Genomic DNA, 16,229 nt, shown 5'->3' on the forward strand with positions numbered 1-16,229 from the left:
ATCTACCCGAAGGCCTGCTCGATCTCGGGCGGGAACTCGGGCCGGCCCTTGGCGTTCAACGCGGTGCCGGTGACCACCGCCTTCAGCATGAGGCGATCGTCCGCGCGCCGATGGATGGTCTGGTCGAACAGGAAGCGGATCCGTCCCTGGCGCCGCAGCGTGGTGCGAACGACGAAGGTGTCGCCGCTGACCAGCGAGCCCTTGTAGTCGATCTCCACGCGGGTGACGACCAGGCTGATGCCGCGCCGGGACAGCTCGCCGAACTTCAGCCCCCGGGTCTCAAGCAGCTCGTGCCGGGCGTGTTCCAGGTAGTTGAGGTAGACCGCGTTGTTGACGACATGGTCCATGTCGCATTCGTAGTCCCGCACCTTCAGCTCCAGCTCGAAGGTCGGGGACTGGGCGGGCGTCGTCGAGGCGTCGGGCGTGGCGTTCATGCGGCGCGGGCCTTCAGCTGGTCGAGGCGCACGCGGATGCGGGCCAGCGCCTCGCGCAGGTCGTCCATGCTGGAGGCGAAGGACAGCCGCAGGAAGCGCTCGCCGAAGGCGGGGCCGAAGTCGCGGCCGGGCGTGAGCGCGACCTGCGCATGCGTCATCAGGTCCATGCACAGGTCCCAGCTCCCCAGGCCGGTGCCGGAGGCGTCGGCCCAGGCGTAGAAGGCGCCGTCGGGCGGCACTGGCACCGGCAGGCCCATGGCCTCGAGCGCGGGCACGACCAGGTCGCGGCGACGGCGCAGTTCCTCGCGCCGGCGCTCGTACTCGGCGATGGAATCGGGCTCGAAGCAGGCGAGGGCGGCCTGCTGCGCGATCGTGGACGGGCAGATGTAGAGGTTCTGCGCGAGCTTCTCGACGGCACCGACCATCGCCTCGGGCAGCACCAGCCAGCCCAGGCGCCAGCCGGTCATGCCGAAGTATTTCGAGAAGCTGTTGATCGACACCACGTCGTCGCCCAGCGCCAGCGCGCTGCGCGCGTAACGGCTGTCGAAGCTCAGCGGCTGGTAGATCTCGTCGACGATCGTGACGCCGCCGCGCTCGCGCACGAAGGCGTGGATGCGGGCGAGTTCCTCCGGCGCGATCGAGGTGCCGGTCGGGTTGCTCGGCGAGGCCAGCAGCACGCCGCGGCTGCGTTCGGTCCAGTGCGGCCGCAGGCGGTCCAGGCTGAGCTGGAAGCGCTCGGCGGCGGTGGAGGGAATGAGCACCGGCGTCGCATCGACCGCGGCGACGAAGTGCCGGTTGCAGGGATAGCTGGGGTCGGGCATCAGCACCTCGTCGCCGGCCTGGAACAGCGCCAGGCAGGCGAGCTGCAGCGCGGCCGAGGCGCCGGCGGTGATGACGATGCGGTCCGGATCGATCGTCAGCCGCTGCGTCTGCCGGTACCAGTCGGCGACGCGCTCGCGCAGCGTGCGCAGGCCGTTGGCATGGGTGTAGGGGATGCGGCCGGCGGCGGTGAAGCGCGCGGCGGCCTCGCGGACGGCGGGGCTGGCGCCGAAGTCGGGCTCGCCGATGTTCAGGTAGATCATGGGCCGGCCGCCCTGCGCCGGATCGCAGACCGCCGAGCGGGCGATCGCGTCGGCGCGCTTGGCGCATTCCATGACGTAGAAGGGATCGATGGCCTGGACGCGATCGGAGAGTCTCATCGCTGGGTGCAAGTGCTGTGCGGCCGCCATTCTAGTTTTGGCGCGCGCACCGCCGCCGCCTCGCCCCGGGTCACCCCGCCGGCATCAGCCGGGACGGCGAGGCGCGTGGGATCGGGCCACGCGGCGACCGATCCCCGCCATCGCGGCCAGGCCCGCCAGCACCAGCGCCAGGCTCGCCGGCTCCGGCACGGCCGAGGCGGTCGTCACGTCGAAGCTCAGCGTGCCGCCCAGCCAACGGCCATCGGCCACGCCGGGCGCGAGGTCCTTGAAGGCCTCGCTGAACTCCAGGCGCAGCAGGCCGTCCGCGCCGGCGCTCACGCCCAGGCCGCGCAGGTCGAGCATCCCCGTGTAGCTGCCCGTGCCGCTGAGGAAATCGCCGTCGCCCGGCGCGAAGGTGATCTGCTCCAGCCCGCTCGATGCACCGAAGCTCAGCTGCATCTCCGACAGCACGCTCGGCGAGAACGCCTCCAGCGTGACCGACCAGCTCAGCGCGTTCAGCGCCGCGTGTGCGCCGACGTCGACGAACCAGACCGTGTTTCCGGCATCGCCCGGCAGGTCCATGCTCTGCGCGCCGCTGACGTCGATGGCGACCGGCGTTGCCTGCGCGCCAGCGGCGCCGAGCGCCATCACCGTGGCCAGCGACCAGGCGGCCAGGGCCGCTGCGGAAGGGGAGCTTGTCATGGGGAGGACTTTCATCGGCGGATGGAATCAGGGGGTGGATTCAACACGTGGATTCAGCGTGTGGATTCAGCGCGCGGAGGCGGCGGGAACGACGAACACGACGGCCGTGCGCGCCGGCAGCTCGAAGCGACCGGTCGCGCGGTCGAAGCGGGCCTGGCGCGCGCGGGCGTCCGCGCCGGTCGCGTGGACCGGATGCGGCACCAGCGCATGGCCCGCCAGCGCGGGCAGAGTCAGCGCATGCGCCGTCTTGTCGACGTTGATCAGGTAGACCAGCTCGTCGAAGTTGGCCCCCGGATAACCGACGCCGTTCAGCCGCCCGACCAGCACCGTCGCCTCCTGCGCCGACCCGGTGTTCAGGAAACTGAGCCGCGCCTGGATGTCCGCCGCGGTGCGCAGCCGCAGCAGCGTCGAGCTCTTGCGGATGCGCAGCAGGTCGCGGAACGCGTCGCGCGTCCAGGCGATGTCGGCGGCGCCCGGCTTGATCGCCGCGTCGGCCAGCAGCGGTCTCGCCAGGGACCAGTTGTCGGCGTTGTCCCGCGCAGGCGGCAGGCCCACGCCGAAGTTGTTGTCGACATAGGTCCAGTCCAGCCGGTTGAACCAGTCGCCGCTGTCGTAGCTGTTGCGGTCCAGCGACTTGCTTCGAAGCGTGTCGCCGCCCGCATGGAAATACGCCACCCCCTGGCTGAACGCGTTGATCGCGCTGGCCAGGACCTGCACGCGGGCGCGGTCCTCGCGGCTGGTGCCGGCCGGCAGGCGGAACACGTTGTTGTCGAACAGGGTGAGGTTGTCGTGGTTCTCGACGTAGTTGACGACCTCGCCCGGCTCCAGCACCCAGCCGGCGGGAATGCCGCCGACGTCGATCTGCTCGAGCCGCAGGGTCTCGTCCCAGCTCGTCTGCATCTGGAAGCCGCGGATCGAGCCCGCCATCGACGCGCGGATCCGGTCCGCCTGCCACATCAGCTCGCCGCGCGTCTGGCCGGCGTTCCAGCCGTTGCTGTCATAGAAGAAGCCGTTCACGTAGCCCTGGTTGGCCCGCAGCGCCGCGCCCGAATCGCAGCAACCGCCGCCGCGCACCGCGTCGCGGATCAGCGGATTGAAGCTGCCGATGCCCGAGCCGTTCAGTGACAGCATCTCCGCCTGCACGAAGCGCGCGCCGTTGGCGACCTCGCCGAAGTTCCAGCCCTCGCCGACGATCTGCACCTCGCGCCCGGCGGCCTGCGCCACGCGGGCCTTGAGCGTCTCCATGACCGCGCGCGGATGGTGGCCCATGATGTCGAAGCGCAGCGAGCTGATGCGGTAGTCGCGCGCCCAGATGACCGCCGAGTCGATCATGAGCTTGCCCATCATGAGGTTCTCGGACGCGGTGTTCTCGCAGCAGGTCGAGCGCTCGATGCCGCCACTGGCGTTGTAGCGGAAGTAGTAGTTCGGCACGACCTTGTCCAGCACCGAGGTGGCGCTCTGCCCCGACGAGGTCGTGTGGTTGTAGACCAGGTCCATGCCCACCCGCAGGCCGGCCGCGTTGAGCGCCTGCACCATGCGGCGGAACTCGACCACCCGCGCCACCGGATCGCTCGCGTTGCTCGAGTAGCTGCCCTCGGGCGTCGAGAAATGCTGCGGGTCGTAGCCCCAGTTGAAGCAGTCGGTGGCGGCCGAGGCGGCCACGGCGGCCTGCTGGGTCTCGCCGTCGGGCGGGCCGGTGGGCGAGGGCGTCACGCAGCCCTTCTCGTTGACGGTGGCGAAGTCGAATGCCGGCAGCAGGTGCACGTCGGTCAGGCCCGCCGCGGCCAGCGCCGCCAGATGCCGCATGCCGTTGGAGCCGGTTTCGGCGAAGGCCAGGTACTTGCCGCGCCGCGCCGCGGGCACGGTGGCGTCGTTGATCGAGAAGTCGCGCACGTGCAGCTCGTAGATGCTCAGGTCCGATGGCGCGTTCACCGTCGCCGGCGGCGCACCGGCGTCCCAGCCGGGCGGCTTGGTGGCGCCGGCGTCGAGGTCCATCACCACGCTCTGCTGCCCGCCCAGCGTCACGCCTCGCGAGTAGGGATCGGCCACCAACTGGCGCACCAGTCCCACGCCCTTGACGAACACCTGCACTTGGTAGCGATAGGTCGCCCCGTGCAGGCTGCCGGGCTTGCTCAGGTGCCACACGCCGGTCGCGGCATCGCGGGTCATGGACTCCGTCGTCGTGCGGGTCAGCGGGGAAGCGCCGATCGGTGTGGTCAGCACCAGCTGGACGTTCTGCGCGGTCGGGGCCCAGACCTTGAAGCTGGTGCTCCCCCTCGCCACGACGGCGCCCAGGTCCGGCACCTCATAGGCGGCCGCATAGAGGTCGTCGAGCGCGCCGGCGATCTGGGCGGTCGTCGCGTTCAGCACCCGGCCGTCGGCGTCGACCTGCGCCAGCACCAGTTGCTGCTGATGCAGGCCGGGCAGGCGCGCGATGTCGTCCGGGCGCACCGCGAAGACCCCGCCGCTGGCCACGTACTTGAAGCGCCGGGCCGCGGCCTCCGGCACGGTGCCGGTGAAGGCGTCCAGCGTGATGAAGCCGTCGGCGCCCGTCACCGCCGCACCGGCGGCGATGGCGATCTGGCCGGTGGCCGAGTGGTAGAGCCGCACGCCGCCGCTGGCGCTGACGCGGGGCCACTTGACCAGCGTCTGGTTGAGCCACACCGCGCGCGCATCGGTGCTGGACACCTGGCGCAGGTCCGGCGGTGCGGTGTAGACGGTGGCGTCGCCCTCGACCAGCCAGATCTGACCGACGCGGTTCTGCACCGTCAGCGCGCCGAACTCGACGCGCAGGTTGTTGTCGCGGCCGTCCTTGTCGTTCTCGTTGGGCGGCATGCCGTGGATGATGAATTCCAGCCCCTTGCGGCTGGCGTCGTCCCGCGGATTGAGCACCGGCAGGTCGAAGACCACCTCGTCGCTGCCCAGCGCGTGCCCCGGCATCGCGCTGAACGGCACCGGCTGGTTCCAGCGGTCGATGGTGACGCCGGCGGGCAGGGCGGCCGTGTCCAGGCCGCTGCCATTCCATAGGTGCAGGCCCCAGGCCGCGTAGTTGGCGTCGAAGCGCTTGTAATGGACGCGCACCGTCGTGAGGTCGGGCGCCGGCTGGCCCAGCGGGTTGCTGGTGTAGGTCGTGCCGTCGCCCTGCAGGCGCCAGACTTCGTTGGCCCCGGCTTGCAGGACCAGGGACTGGTCGGCGCCGCCGTTGTCCTTCTCGTCGCCCTTGTGGAAGAGGAAGCCGACGGTGCCGCTGCCGGCCACGAGCGGCACGTCGTAGTACACGCCGAAGTCGTCGCTCCCGCTGGCGTTCCAGCCTTCGTTCCAGTTGGGACTGCCGGCTGCGTTCCAGGTGTGGATCTGCCAGCCGGCCGCGTTGCCATCGGCGCGGCGGTAGTGGACGCGCAGCGAGGTGGCCGGCGCGTCCGGCGAGGCGACCGCGGCGGCGCGTGCGCGGCTGGCGCCGCCGCTGGCGGGATCGGGAACGGCGGCGAGCACGGTGACGCCGAGCTCGCTCGCAGCCGAAGCGGCTGCGCCCGTGGCTTGGACGCGGGGCGTATCGGCCTCGCCGCTGCCGCCGCCGCACGCGCTGAGCAGCCCGCTCAGGGCGATCGCCCAGATGCCCAGCACCGCTCGCCAACCCGCCCCAGTTCCGATGCGCATCGCCTTGCCCCCTCAAAAGGTCGGCGGATGCTATTGAAGTAAAACTACGGAACAGACTAGTGAAACCCCGAAGTTTCGCTACATGTCCTGGCTGAATGGGACAGCGCAAGGGACAGGATCGGTCGTGCCGGGTCCAAGTTCCGCTTGGCGGTCGTAGTTTTATTTCACCGCCGCGTATCGGCCAGGCGGTGCCGTTGTCGACCGCCCACGCTGGCGCAGCGAATTCAACACGAGCTCGCAGCCGGGCGCCCCGGGCCCTTGTTGAGCGGCGTCAAGGCGCATCGGTGCTCGAGCCGCCACCATCCGGGCTTTCGTTTTTCCCGGAACCCCGACCATGACCATGGCTTCGCTCCTCGACCGCGTCCGCGCCGCCGGATTGCGCCCCTTGCGCCTCGCCGGCCGCGACCTGCTGCCCATCGTCCAAGGAGGCATGGGGGTGGGGGTTTCGGCGCACCGGCTGGCCGGCAGCGTCGCGGGGCAGGGCGCCTGGGGCACGATCGCGTCGGTGGACCTGCGGCGTCATCATCCCGACCTCATGGCCCGCAGCGAGTCGATGCGCGACGGCGACGAGAAGAAGGTCGTGATCGAACAGGCCAACCAGGAGGCGCTGGCGCGCGAGATCGGGGCGGCTCGCCGGCTTTGCGAAGGGCGCGGCCTGCTGGCGGTCAATGTGATGCGCGCGGTGGGCGACTACGCGTCCTCGGTGCGGACGGCGCTCGAGTCCGGCATCGACGCGCTGGTGGTGGGCGCGGGGCTGCCGCTGGATCTGCCCGAGCTCGCGCAGGACCATCCGCGCACGGCCCTGGTCCCCATCCTGTCCGAGGCCCGCGGCGTGACGCTGCTGTGGAAGAAATGGGAGCGCCGGCAGCGGCTGCCGGCGGCCGTGGTCATCGAGCATCCCGGCCATGCGGGTGGGCACCTCGGCGCGGCGCGGGTCGCGGACCTCGGCGATGGCCGTTTCGATTTCGAGATCGTGCTGCCCGCGGTCCGGCGCTTCCTGCGCGATGCGGGCGCCGAGGGCCAGGTGCCGCTGATCGCCGCCGGCGGCGTGCGGCGCTGCGAGGACATCCAGCGGCTGCAATCGCTGGGCGCCGACGCGGTGCAACTCGGCACGCCTTTCGCCGCGACGCTGGAGTGCGATGCGCATCCCTCGTTCAAGCGGGTGCTGGCCCAGGCGCGCGACGAGGACCTCGTCGAGTTCTGCAGCGTCGCGGGCCTGCCCGCGCGGGCGGTGATGACGCCGTGGCTGAAGAAGTACCTGGGCGCGGAGGCGCGCCTGCAGTCCGTCGCGCAGCTCAAGAAGCGCTGCACCCTGGCCTTCGACTGCCTGAGCCAGTGCGGCCTGCGCGATGGCTTGAAGGACTGGGGTCAGTTCTGCATCGACCAGCGACTGGCCTCGGCGCTGCGCGGCGAGACCGCGAGAGGCCTGTTCTTCCGCGGTCGCGGCGCACTGCCGTTCGGCGACCAGATCGCCAGCGTGCGGCAGCTGCTGGAACGCCTGCTGACGCCCGGGGTTCCCCTCGGCACGCCAGCGGCCTGAGACGCCAGGCAATGACAAAGGGCCCGCGGACGGATCGTCCCGGGCCCTTGCAGCTTCTGGCGCCTGAGGCGCCGCGCGCTCAACCGCGGGCGGCCTTCACCTCGACCGGCCGCAGGTCGATCGCGGCGCGGTCCAGCACGCCGTTGACGTACTTGTGGCCGTCGGTGCCGCCGAAGGACTTCGCCAGTTCAACGGCCTCGTTGATCGCCACCTTGTAGGGAATGTCGATGCAGTTCTTCAGCTCGTAGGCGCCGATCATCAGGATCGCGTGCTCGATGGGCGAGAGCTCGGTCGTCTTGCGGTCGGCGTGGCGGGCGAGCACGGCGTCCAGGTCGGCCGCTTCCTCGATCGCGCCGTGGAAGACCTTGTCGTAATGACCGCGGTCGGCCTTGTCGAAGCCGTCCTGCTCACGCGTGTGCGCGTCGATCACGCCGAGGTCTTCGCCGGTGACCAGCCACTGGTAGATGCCTTGCAGCGCATGCTCGCGCGAGCGGCGGCGGGCCGACTTGGCCGGCGCCTTCCTGGCGGCCGGCTTGCCGCCGTTCTTGGCCGCGGGCTTGCCGGCGGGAGAGGAGGTGTCCTTGGTGTTCACTTGAGTTCTTTCAGCAGCTGCGCCATCTCGACGGCGACGGTTCCGGCATCGCGGCCCTTTTCTTCGGCACGGGCCCAGGCCTGTTCCTCGTTCTCCACCGTCAGGATCGCGTTGGCGATCGGCAGGCGGTGGTCGAGCGTCAGGCGCGTCACGCCGGCACCGCTCTCGTTGGCGACCAGTTCGAAGTGGTAGGTCTCGCCGCGGATGATGCAGCCCAGCGCCACCAGCGCGTCGAAGCGGCCGCTGACGGCCATGGCCTGCAGGGCCACCGGCACCTCGAGCGCGCCGGGCACGGTGACGTGGCGGATGTCGGCGTCCTGGACGCCGAGCCGGTTCAGCTCGGCCCGGCAGGCCTGGGCCAGCGCGGTCGTCAGTTCGTCGTTGAAGCGCGCCTGGACGATGCCCACGCGCAGGCCGCGTCCGTCGAGTCGGGTCGACTGACCCTTGTCAGATCCTTGCATGCGGTCCTCGGATTCAGCAGTCGTTGGGGGTGGCCTGGGCGGCCTGGAAACCGGTCACTTCCAGCCCGTAGCCGGTCATGCTGGGCATGCGGCGCGGGCTGCCGAGCAGCTTCATCCGATGCACGCCGAGCTCGCGCAGGATCTGCGCGCCGACGCCGTAGGTGCGCAAGTCCATGGTCTGGCGCGGTTCCTCGCCGGTCACCGGCTGCAGCCGTGCGAGCAGCGCGTCGGCGTCCTCGCCGCAGTTCAGCAGCACCGCCACGCCCGAGCCTTCGCGCTGGATGGCCGCCAGCGCCTGCGGCAGCGGCCAGCTGTGGCCGCAGCGGCCGGCGTCCAGCAGGTCCATCGCGGAGAAGGGCTCGTGCACCCGCACCAGGACTTCGTCGTCCTTCTGCCATTGACCCAGCGCCAGCGCCATGTGGACGTTGTTGGAGCGATCGCGGAAGACGTGGCATTCGAACCGGCCCTCGCGCGTCTCCAGGGGACGCTGCGCGATGCGCTGCACGATCGATTCGTTGCGGCTGCGGTATTCGATCAGGTCGGCGATGGTGCCGATCTTCAGGCCGTGCTCCTGGGCGAAGACCTCCAGATCCGGCAGACGGGCCATGGTGCCGTCGTCGTTCATGATCTCGCAGATGACGCCGGCGGGCGTCAGGCCGGCCATGCGCGACAGGTCGCAGCCCGCCTCGGTATGGCCGGCGCGCATCAGCACGCCGCCGTCCTGGGCCTGCAGCGGGAAGATGTGGCCCGGCTGCACCAGATCGGACGCCACGGCGCCCTTGGCGACCGCGGCCTGCACGGTCCGCGCCCGGTCCGCGGCGGAGATGCCGGTCGTGACGCCGGTGGCGGCCTCGATCGACACGGTGAAGGCGGTGCCGTGCTTGGTGCCGTTGCGGGTGGCCATCGGCGGGAGCTGCAACTGCTCGCAGCGCTCGCGGGTCAGCGTCAGGCAGATCAGCCCGCGGCCGTGCTTGGCCATGAAGTTGATCGCTTCCGGCGTGACGTGGTCGGCGGCGAGGACGAGGTCCCCCTCGTTCTCACGGTCTTCCTCGTCGACAAGGATGACCATGCGGCCGGCCGCCAGTTCGGCGACCAGCTCGGGAATCGGTGAAATAGGCATGGGCGCGATTGTAGGCGGGGCGGGCCTGGCGGGCCGGAGGAGGGCTGGGTCTAGGCGCTCGTGGCCGGTCTCAGGCGCAGGCGCAGGTCGCCGCCGACCGCCAGGCTCTCGACCAGGCGGAAGCGGGGGGCCTGGGCGAGTGCCGTCAGTCCGCCCAGGTCGACCATGCCCCGGCCCTCGCCGAGCAGCGTCGGTGCCAGGTACACCAGCAGTTCGTCGACCAGCCCGGTGCGCAGCAGCGAGCCGTTGAGCTTGTAGCCGGCCTCGATGTGAAGCTCGTTGACCTGCCGGCGGCCCAGGTCGTGGATTGCCGCGGCCAGGTCCACCTTGCCCCGCGCCGGATCGGCCAGGCCGACGAGTTCCGCGCCCAGGCCGGCGAGTACCGCGCCCCGTTCGCCAGCCTGCGCCAGCGCGTGATAAACGAGCAGCCCGCCAGGCGGCGCCAGGAGGCGGGCGGACGGCGAGAGCTCCAGCCGCGAGTCGATCAGCACCCGCTGCGGCTGCCGGGCGGTCTCCACGTCGCGGACGTCCAGGCGCGGATCATCCTCGCGGGCGGTGCCGATGCCGGTCAGCACCGCCCCGGCGCGGCGGCGCCAGGCATGGCCGTCCTTGCGGGCCTCGGGGCCGGTGATCCATTGGCTGACGCCATTGGACAGCGCCGTGCGGCCGTCCAGCGAGGCGGCGATCTTCATTCGCACGAACGGGCGGCCGTGGCGCATGCGGGTCAGGAAACCGATGTTGAGCTCGTGCGCCTCGACCGCGGCCGGATGGTCCGTCGCGAGCACGTCCGTGACGATGCCGCCGACGCGCATCCGCGCCAGGCCCTGGCCGGCGACCAGCGGATTGGGATCGCCCAGCGCGACGACCACCCGGGCCACGCCGGCTGCGATCAGCGCGTCGCAGCAGGGCGGGGTGCGACCGTGGTGGGCGCAAGGCTCGAGCGTCACATACGCGGTCGCGCCGCGCGGATCGTGACCACGGGCCTGCGCGTCTCGCAGCGCCATGACCTCGGCATGGGCCTCACCTGCCGCCTGCGTGTGTCCTTGTCCGAGCACACGATCCTGCGCGTCCACGAGGACGCAGCCCACGCGGGGATTGGGATCGCTGAGGCCGACGGCGCCCTGCGCCAGGCGCACCGCCTCGGTCATCCAGCGGCTGTCCCGGGTGTCGGCATGGAAAGGGGGCGGGGATGAGGCGGGGCAGGGCGCTTGCATGGCGCGCAGTCTAGCGGCGACCTTGGGCGGCAGCAGCAGCAGGCCCGAGAGGGCGGGATCCTCCGCCGGCAGCAGGCTGTCCAGCGTGAGGGACCGCGGCCTGCCGGCGCGATCGGTCCAGTGGACCCGCAGGTGGACCGCGCGCGGCGGCGAGACGTCGGCCATGAGCGCGTCCGCCAGACCGTCCGCTGGAACGCCGCCGGGCGGCGTCGGTTCGTGCCAAGGCGCGGACTGCGCGTCGAGCCTGAACTCGGTGGCCGGGCCCTCCCAGGTCAGCGAGGGGGCCGGGCCGTTGGGCCGCCATCGCCAGCGCTCGAGTTCGTTGCGCGCCAGGCGCAGCGCCTGCTCCTGGTGCCGGATGTCGTCGACAACGAGTCGCAGACGGACCTGGAGCGCCATGAGCGCTGCCGTGCCGATCGCGAGCAAGGCCAGCGCGATCAAGGCTTCCACCAGGGTGAAGCCGCGGCGACGACGCCGGCCGTCATGCGGGAAAGGGGCGCGGGCGTCGGTCATCGCGTGGGGCTCCAGCCACCAGGGACGGGTAGAAAGCTGCCCATCTGGCGATGCACGCGATAGAGCACCGCGGCATCGTGGGTCAGGGTGACGGTCTTTTCCGGGTCGAAGACGCCGTCGGTCACGATCGCGCCGCGCCAGGAGGCGGCCTGGCCGACGGGCGGGTGCCAGCCGATGCCCTCCCGCGCATAGATCACGCCTTGCGCGCTGCCCGGCGCGGAGAGGTCGAGGCGGCCGTCGACGACCAGCACCAGGGGCGTGCCGTCCAGCGCGGCCGGCGGCCACTCGCTCAGGCGCGCGTCGCCGTCGATCCAGATCAGGCGACGGCCCCGCGCCAGGGCCTGGGCGAGCGGCGCGCCGCAGTCGGCGTCGCAGCGCATGCGCGCGATGGCGGGCTGACTGCGATATCGCATCGCCGGATAACCGAAAACGCGCAGGAAGCTGCCCGGCCCTTCGGTCGCCGCCTGCGGCGGCGGCAGCCGCAGGGCGCTGAGCAGGGCCAGATGCCGGGCGGCCTCGGCAAGGCCGGAGGGGCCTTCGGACAGGTCGTCGCAGTCGGCCCGGCGGTCGCTGCATCCGCGCACGATCAGCTTCAGTTGGCCTGCCGGGCCCGCGTCGGTGAAACGAACGGTGAAGCGTGGTTGCGGATCCGCGGGCCGTGAGTCCGCGGTGGGCGATGCGCTGGATGGATCGCCCTGGGTCGCGCACTGGCAGGTCCAGCGGAGCGGCCCGGTGTTCGTGCAGGCCGGGGACATCGCGCCCCCGGTGGCTGGGGCGATGGGCTTCGCGCGGTAATGCCCGTCCGCGCCGAGCTGCAGGAAGCGGCTGCGGAAGTCGGTCGCGGAGGCACTGGAGTCGCCGGTGGCGGCAATGTCGGCGCTCGGGCCGGCTGGATGCGATGCCGGCCGGCAGCTGTCGTCCACATGGCCGCCGTTGAGCATCGCGATCGCCCAGGCCATGCCGGCCTCGGCCGCCTCGAAGGCGGTGGCGGCGCGGTGGTCATTGGCGGCCACGCGCTCGGCCGTCGTCAACTGGCGCGTGGCCCAGGCGGCACCCAGCGCCAGTACGCCAAGCAGCACGACGCACATCGCCAGCGTGCCGAGTCCGCGTTGCAGGCGCCGGGTCATGGGCAGTCTCCCGCGAGCGCGTCGTTGCGCACGAGGCCACGCACCGTCAGCTGTTGACGGACCCGGTGATCGTGAACGGCCTCGGCGTCGAGCACGAGTTCGACGAGGCGGGTCAGGATCGCGGGGCCACAAGCGGGCGCGTCGCTGCCGACACCGCCACTCGCACCGCTGCCACCCCCATCGCTGCCACGGTCGGTTGGAGGTGGCCCGGCCGGCGGCGATCCCGGCGAGCAGGCGCGTGCGCAGGCGTCCCCCAGCGACTTCGCCTGCGAGTCGACCCGCAGGTCGAAGGCGCGCACGCGCAGCAGCGCCGGATCGGTCAGCGGCTGGTAGCGGCCCGCGACCAACTGGTCGATGCGGCCCTCGCTCCAGCGGAACCCGGCGACCTCCCGGACGCCGGTCCCGCCGGCCGAACTGCCGTCCCGGGAGAAGCTGTAGGTCACGCGCGTGCCGGCTTCTCCCACGTCGAGGTCGGCGTAGGGGTTGCGGACCGGCGCGGGGGCATCGGCCTGCCACAGCGCCTCCTGCGGGCGGTCCCAGAAGGCGGCACGGCGCAGGTCGCGCAGGATCAGCTCCGCGGTGGCGCGCAGCTCCTGCTGGACCTGCAGCTCCAGCAGCAACCGGTGATGGGCGCCGACTTGAAGGCCGGCCATGGTGAAGGCGCCCGCCATCAGCATCAGGCTGATGGCCAATCCGACCAGCAGTTCGACGAGCGTGAAGCCGCGCGCGATGCCCCGCGCATTTCGCGACGCAAGGGGCTGCAGCGGAGGGTGACGATGAGCGGACATGCGTTTGCCCCCTTCAGCGCGGCCAGCAGGCGTCGGCCTGTTCGGCGCCCCCGGCGTCCAGGCCCGAGGTGTGGATGGCGCCGGCCTCCAGCCGGAGTGTCAATACCTGGCACCGGCGGTCCCCGGTCTGGCTGCCCTGCGCGATGGCCTCGAGCGTGTAGCGCGTCGCGTCCGCCTGCGCGATGCGCAGCCGGTAGAGGCTGCTGCGCGTCAACGGCGACTGCGCCAGGTCCTCCAGCCGGTCGGCATAACGAGGGTGGCCGGACCTGAAGCGCTCCTGCGCCAGCTGGAGCGCCAGCAAGGCCTCCCGCGCCTCGGCGCGCCGTCCCTTCAGGACGTGCTCGCGGAAACTCGGCAGCGTCAGCACGGCGAGGACGGCCAGGATCGCCAGCACGATCACGATCTCGATCAACGAAAAGCCCCGCGTCCTCATGCGCACCTCGGCAGGCGGCTCGCGGTGCCGTCGGCCGCGCAACTGCGCACGCGACCGGTCAGGCTGACGATGTGGCGGATCGCGCCGATGCCTTCCATGCGGACCTCGACCGTGCCGCTCACCGACACGGTGCCCTGGCGGCCGCTGAAGAGCATCGACGGCACGTTGGACACCACCTCCGGCTGGCCGCGGCCTCGTGTCCAGCGCATCTGCTTGATGGCCTGGGCGCCAGCATCGCAGACCGGCGGGGTGTCCATCCGGCAGCCACAGCCGCCGAGGGGACCGGTGTGCAGCACGTAGCAGCGTCCGCTGCCGGTCACCGGGGACTCGTCGCCGCCAAAGCGCAGGATCACGTTGCGCGCGCCCTGGATGGCCTCGCTGCGTGCCAGCTGAAGGTCGCCGAGGACGGCCTGCGCGCTGTTGACGAGCCGCTGGCGCCAGAGCCAGTCGCGCAGGTCGGGGCCGGCGAGCATCGCCGCGAGCGCGACGATCGCGATCGACACGAGCAACTCGATCAGGCTGAAGCCGCGACCGTCGCCCGGTGGCACAGGGCCATCGCGGAATGCGGGCACGGGAAGGGCGGGGACGGGAAGAGGGAGGGGAAGGGCAGTGGGCACGTCGGTCTCCGGAAGAGTTGCAGGAACTCTAGGGAGACGCGCGTCGCGGCGCTTCGCCTTCAGGGGGGAAAAGCCGGCCCGCTGAAGGGGGCCGGCTTTTGGGGGGGGCTTAGATGTCCCGGATCAGCTGCCGGAACTCGTCGACGTCCTCGAACGAGCGGTACACCGATGCGAAGCGCACGTAGGCGACCTTGTCGATGCGCTTGAGCTCGCGCATCACATGCTCGCCGAGCTTGGTCGACGGGATCTCGCGGGCGCCGCTGCTCAGCAGCTTCTCCTGGATGCGTTCCAGCGCGGCGTCGATCTGCTCGATGCTGACGGGACGCTTGCGCAGCGCCAGCGTCATCGACGCGCGCAGCTTGCCCATGTCGAAGTCGGCGCGCGTGCCGTCCTTCTTCACGACCATGGGCAGCGCGATCTCCGCGCGCTCGTAGGTCGTGAAGCGCTTGTCGCAGGACTGGCAGCGCCGGCGGCGACGCACCACGTCGCCTTCATCCGATTCACGGGTCTCCGAGACTTGCGTGTCGCCGTGACCGCAGAAGGGGCAACGCATGCGCCGCAGGCTCCGCTCAGCGGTAGACCGGGAACTGACGGGTCAGTTCGGCCACCTTGTCGCGCACGCGGGCCAGGTTGGCCTCGTCATGCGGGTTGTCCAGCACGTCGGCGATCAGGTGGGCGGTCGCGCGGACCTGCTCCTCCTTGAAGCCGCGGGTGGTCATCGCCGGCGTGCCCAGGCGGATGCCGCTGGTGACCATCGGCTTCTGCGGGTCGTTGGGGATGCCGTTCTTGTTGCAGGTCATGTGGGCGGCGCCCAGGATGGCCTCGGCTTCCTTGCCGGTCAGGTTCTTCGGACGCAGGTCCACCAGCATCACGTGGCTCTCGGTGCCGCCGGAGACGATGCGCAGGCCGCGCTCGATCAGCGTCTGCGCCAGCACCTTGGCGTTGGCGACGACCTGCTGCTGGTAGGCCTTGAATTCCGGCGACAGCGCTTCCTTGAAGGCCACCGCCTTGCCGGCGATGACGTGCATCAGCGGACCGCCCTGGATGCCGGGGAAGATCGCCGAGTTGATCTTCTTGGCGATCGCTTCGTCGTTGGTCAGGATGATGCCGCCGCGCGGGCCGCGCAGGCTCTTGTGCGTCGTCGAGGTCACCACGTCCGCATGCGGCAGCGGGTTCGGGTAGACGCCCGCGGCGATCAGGCCGGCGTAGTGCGCCATGTCGACCATGAAGTAGGCGCCGATCTCCTTGGCGATCCGGCCGAAGCGCTCGAAGTCGATGCGCAGCGAGTAGGCCGAGGCGCCCGCGATGATCAGCTTGGGCTTCTTCTCGCGCGCCAGCGCTTCCATCGCGTCGTAGTCGATCTCCTCCTTGGCGTCCAGGCCGTAGGAGATGACGTTGAACCACTTGCCGCTCATGTTCAGCGCCATGCCGTGGGTCAGGTGGCCGCCTTCGGCCAGGCTCATGCCCATGATGGTGTCGCCGGGCTGCAGCAGCGCGAAGAACACGCCCTGGTTGGCCTGCGAGCCGCTGTTGGGCTGCACGTTGGCGAACTCGGCACCGTAGAGCTGCTTGAGGCGGTCGATCGCCAGCTGCTCGACGACGTCGACGTATTCGCAGCCGCCGTAGTAGCGCTTGCCGGGATAGCCCTCGGCGTACTTGTTGGTCAGCTGGCTGCCCTGCGCGGCCATGACCGCCGGCGAGGTGTAGTTCTCCGAGGCGATCAGCTCGATGTGTTCTTCCTGCCGCTGGTTCTCCTGCTGGATGGCGGCGAAGACTTCGGCGTCGACGTTGGCGAGGGTCTGTTGGGTGCGGTCAAACATGATTGATGTCGGCTCAAGGGTTGGCGCCGCCCG

General features: G+C 71.0%; 15 protein-coding genes. 1 reads left to right on the plus strand and 14 read right to left on the minus strand.

What is annotated here, in order from left to right:
• Positions 1-2 precede the first annotated feature (2 nt).
• The 4 genes from ACTJKJ_RS07630 to ACTJKJ_RS07645 form a co-directional block, all read right to left on the minus strand.
• Positions 3-434, minus strand: coding sequence for an acyl-CoA thioesterase (locus ACTJKJ_RS07630; protein WP_297382747.1), 432 nt, complete (start codon positions 432-434; stop codon positions 3-5).
• Positions 431-1,633 carry a pyridoxal phosphate-dependent aminotransferase gene (locus ACTJKJ_RS07635; RefSeq protein ID WP_440820045.1) on the minus strand — a complete coding sequence of 401 codons (1,203 nt, stop codon included), beginning with the start codon at positions 1,631-1,633 and terminating at the stop codon, positions 431-433. The genes ACTJKJ_RS07630 and ACTJKJ_RS07635 overlap by 4 nt, the downstream gene beginning before the upstream one ends.
• Before the next feature lie 84 nt (positions 1,634-1,717).
• Positions 1,718-2,314 (minus strand): PEP-CTERM sorting domain-containing protein, encoded by a 597-nt coding sequence (locus ACTJKJ_RS07640; protein WP_440820046.1) that lies wholly within the window; start codon positions 2,312-2,314, stop codon positions 1,718-1,720.
• 66 nt (positions 2,315-2,380) lie between these two features.
• The gene (locus ACTJKJ_RS07645; RefSeq protein WP_440820047.1) at positions 2,381-5,971 is read right to left on the minus strand and encodes an alpha-1,6-glucosidase domain-containing protein; all 3,591 of its coding nucleotides are present in this window, start codon (positions 5,969-5,971) and stop codon (positions 2,381-2,383) included.
• 340 nt (positions 5,972-6,311) lie between these two features.
• Between ACTJKJ_RS07645 and ACTJKJ_RS07650 the strand changes: the two genes are divergently transcribed.
• The gene (locus ACTJKJ_RS07650) at positions 6,312-7,511 is read left to right on the plus strand and encodes an NAD(P)H-dependent flavin oxidoreductase (protein WP_440820173.1); all 1,200 of its coding nucleotides are present in this window, start codon (positions 6,312-6,314) and stop codon (positions 7,509-7,511) included.
• Positions 7,512-7,590: 79 nt separating this feature from the next.
• On the opposite strand, the gene nusB is transcribed toward ACTJKJ_RS07650, so the two are convergent.
• From nusB to glyA, 10 genes are all read right to left on the minus strand, one after another.
• Positions 7,591-8,103 carry a transcription antitermination factor NusB gene (nusB, locus tag ACTJKJ_RS07655; protein ID WP_091724376.1) on the minus strand — a complete coding sequence of 171 codons (513 nt, stop codon included), beginning with the start codon at positions 8,101-8,103 and terminating at the stop codon, positions 7,591-7,593.
• Positions 8,100-8,564, minus strand: a complete 465-nt coding sequence (gene ribH / locus ACTJKJ_RS07660; protein WP_091724377.1) for a 6,7-dimethyl-8-ribityllumazine synthase — start codon at positions 8,562-8,564, stop codon at positions 8,100-8,102. The genes nusB and ribH overlap by 4 nt, the downstream gene beginning before the upstream one ends.
• 13 nt (positions 8,565-8,577) lie before the next feature.
• Positions 8,578-9,684 carry a bifunctional 3,4-dihydroxy-2-butanone-4-phosphate synthase/GTP cyclohydrolase II gene (gene ribBA, locus ACTJKJ_RS07665; RefSeq protein WP_440820048.1) on the minus strand — a complete coding sequence of 369 codons (1,107 nt, stop codon included), beginning with the start codon at positions 9,682-9,684 and terminating at the stop codon, positions 8,578-8,580.
• A gap of 50 nt (positions 9,685-9,734) precedes the next feature.
• On the minus strand, positions 9,735-11,411 hold the full coding sequence (gene ribD / locus ACTJKJ_RS07670; RefSeq protein ID WP_440820049.1) for a bifunctional diaminohydroxyphosphoribosylaminopyrimidine deaminase/5-amino-6-(5-phosphoribosylamino)uracil reductase RibD: 1,677 nt from the start codon (positions 11,409-11,411) through the stop codon (positions 9,735-9,737).
• Complete coding sequence (locus ACTJKJ_RS07675; protein ID WP_147242755.1) at positions 11,408-12,538, minus strand: PilX N-terminal domain-containing pilus assembly protein; 1,131 nt, start codon at positions 12,536-12,538, stop codon at positions 11,408-11,410. Before ACTJKJ_RS07675 ends, ribD begins: the two co-directional genes overlap by 4 nt.
• Positions 12,535-13,326 carry a PilW family protein gene (locus ACTJKJ_RS07680; RefSeq protein WP_440820050.1) on the minus strand — a complete coding sequence of 264 codons (792 nt, stop codon included), beginning with the start codon at positions 13,324-13,326 and terminating at the stop codon, positions 12,535-12,537. The genes ACTJKJ_RS07675 and ACTJKJ_RS07680 overlap by 4 nt, the downstream gene beginning before the upstream one ends.
• Positions 13,327-13,339: 13 nt before the next feature.
• Positions 13,340-13,759 (minus strand): type IV pilin protein, encoded by a 420-nt coding sequence (locus ACTJKJ_RS07685; RefSeq protein WP_297382740.1) that lies wholly within the window; start codon positions 13,757-13,759, stop codon positions 13,340-13,342.
• The gene (locus ACTJKJ_RS07690; protein WP_440820051.1) at positions 13,756-14,307 is read right to left on the minus strand and encodes a GspH/FimT family pseudopilin; all 552 of its coding nucleotides are present in this window, start codon (positions 14,305-14,307) and stop codon (positions 13,756-13,758) included. The genes ACTJKJ_RS07685 and ACTJKJ_RS07690 overlap by 4 nt, the downstream gene beginning before the upstream one ends.
• Before the next feature lie 178 nt (positions 14,308-14,485).
• A complete protein-coding gene (gene nrdR, locus ACTJKJ_RS07695) occupies positions 14,486-14,929 on the minus strand; it encodes a transcriptional regulator NrdR (protein ID WP_091724383.1) in 444 nt (147 codons plus the stop codon).
• Positions 14,930-14,945: 16 nt separating this feature from the next.
• Positions 14,946-16,196: a serine hydroxymethyltransferase gene (gene glyA, locus ACTJKJ_RS07700; RefSeq protein ID WP_183479218.1), complete on the minus strand. Its 1,251-nt coding sequence runs from the start codon at positions 16,194-16,196 to the stop codon at positions 14,946-14,948.
• Positions 16,197-16,229 lie beyond the last annotated feature (33 nt).

The organism is Roseateles sp. 22389 (assembly GCF_052044995.1).
Classification (GTDB): domain Bacteria; phylum Pseudomonadota; class Gammaproteobacteria; order Burkholderiales; family Burkholderiaceae_C; genus Roseateles.